General features: G+C 74.1%; 2 protein-coding genes. Both read left to right on the top strand.

The window, feature by feature from the left end; translation table 11 throughout:
• On the top strand, positions 1 to 1,058 hold a 1,058-nt coding region (locus tag IDH44_RS26225), incomplete at its 5' end, for a molybdopterin cofactor-binding domain-containing protein (RefSeq protein WP_190921776.1).
• A partial coding sequence (locus IDH44_RS27305) for a 2Fe-2S iron-sulfur cluster-binding protein (RefSeq protein ID WP_190921775.1) occupies positions 1,055 to 2,020 on the top strand: 966 nt, incomplete at its 3' end. The genes IDH44_RS26225 and IDH44_RS27305, both read left to right, overlap by 4 nt.

The following is a 2,020-nucleotide window of genomic DNA, read 5'->3' as shown; positions in this document are numbered from 1 at the left end:
CGTCCGGGCCGCATGCGGGCCTCCCGACGCTGCGGCCCTGGCTGCGCATCGGGCGCGGCGCGGCGATCGCGATGCACGGCGCCGGGCTCGGCCGGGGCATCCCCGATCCCGCCGGCGGCCGCCTGACGCTGGCGCCGGACGGCCGCATCGAGGCGGCGTTTGGCTACGAGGAGTGCGGGCAGGGGCTGCTGGCGACGCTCGAGCAGATGCTCGTCGAGCAGCTCGGGGTGGCCGTCTCCGATCTGCGCCTGATCGTCGGCGATACCGATCTCGTGCCCGACAGCGGCTCCAGCACGGCCTCGCGCGCGACCTCGATGCTGTACCAGACGCTGCGGGCGATCGGACCGGCATTCGCGGCGCGGCTGCTGGAGCGGGCGGGGCAGGCGCTGCGCCGGCCGGCCGGCGAGCTGGCGCTCGGAGCGGGCGGCATCCGGCTGCGCACGGACCCGGAGGGCGGCTCGGAGGAGGCAACGGAGGAGGCAGCGGGCGAGCCGATCCTCTCATACGGCGAGCTGGCGCGCATGCCGGGCGAGGCGATCCGCTGCGAGGCGGCGCTGCACTATCCGGTGACGCCGGATCGCCGCACCGGCGCGCATTACCTGTACACGTATGCGGCGGTGGCGGTGCGCGTCGAGGTCGATCTCCGGAGCGGCCGGGTGCGGGTGCTCGGCCAGCATCATGTCGTCGCCGCCGGACCGGTGGCCAATCCGCAGGGCTACCTCGGCCAGATCGAGGGCGGCAGCGGCATGGCGCACGGCTTCGCGCTCGGCGAGGATGCGCGAATGGCGGGCGGCGTCTACGCCTTCTCCAACTTCGACGGCTACCTCATCCCGACCATCGCCGATCTGAGCGGCGAGACCGTCGTCGAAGCGATCGAAGCGCTGCCCCCGGGCGATCTGTACGGCCCGCGCGGCGTCGGCGAGATCGGCTCGGTCGCGCTGGCGCCGGCGATTGCCGCCGCGATCCACGATGCGACCGGCATCCGCGTGTCGCGGCTGCCGGTGGAGCCGGAGCTGCTGCAGCGCCTGGACTGGCTGGGGAAGGGGGAGAGGGCATGAGCGAGGCGAGCGAATGGGAGCTGTCGCCGATGGGCTATCGGCTGCGCTGCACAGTGAACGGGCGTCCGGTGGAGCTGGACACCGCCCCGACGCGGCGCATGCTGGACGTGCTGCGCGACGAGCTGGGGTTGACCGGGACCAAGCTCTCCTGCGGCATCGGGCGCTGTGGCGCCTGTATGGTGCTCGTGGACGGCCGTCCGGTCAACGCCTGTCTGGCGATGGCCTATCAGTGTGCGGACCGGGGCGTGACCACGATCGAGGGCGTGGCAGGCGCCGGCGCGCAGCTGCATCCGCTGCAGCAGGCGTTCCTCGAGGAGGGCGGCTACCAGTGCGGCTACTGCACGCCGGGCATGATCGTCGCCGCCGCAGCGCTGCTGGCTGAATACCCGCAGCCGACGGAGGCGCAGCTCGTCGAGGCGCTGAGCGGCAATCTGTGCCGCTGCACCGGATACGGCGGCATCCGGCGCGCGATCCGGGCGGCGGCGTCCGGCGAATCGCAGGGAGCCGGAGCCGTGCGGGCGGGCGTCGATGGCGCGGCGACTGACGCAGACGGAGGAGCGGGCGCTGCCGTCGATGACGAGGCTGCAAGCGGTCGCGCTGCGCCGCCCTCCGGCGAGACGCCGCGCGAGTACGCCAGCCGTTGCGGCCGACGTACTTGGCGCCGTGCTCCATGGCCGCGCAAGACTTCATGCGTGCGCGCCAGCCGCCGCCCTGCTGCAGGGCGGGCGCGATCGGCGTCATTGTCGCTGCGCGCGCTTAACGAGGCCCGGGAGCCTCCCGCATTTGCGGCGCTGCTCGGCGGACTGTTCGAGCACTCGCCATGGGTGGCGGAGCAGGCTTGGGCGCGGCGGCCGTTCGCGACCGCGGCAGCGCTGCGCGCGGCCTTCGCCGATGCGGTGCGCAGCGCTCCGCTGCAGCGCCAGCTGGCGCTGCTGCGGGCTCACCCGGAGCTGGGCGCGCGG

The sequence above is a fragment of the Paenibacillus sabuli genome (assembly GCF_014705605.1).
GTDB classification, from domain to species: Bacteria; Bacillota; Bacilli; order Paenibacillales; family Paenibacillaceae; genus Paenibacillus_D; species Paenibacillus_D sabuli.
This window is presented reverse-complemented; position numbering and strand designations above follow the sequence as displayed.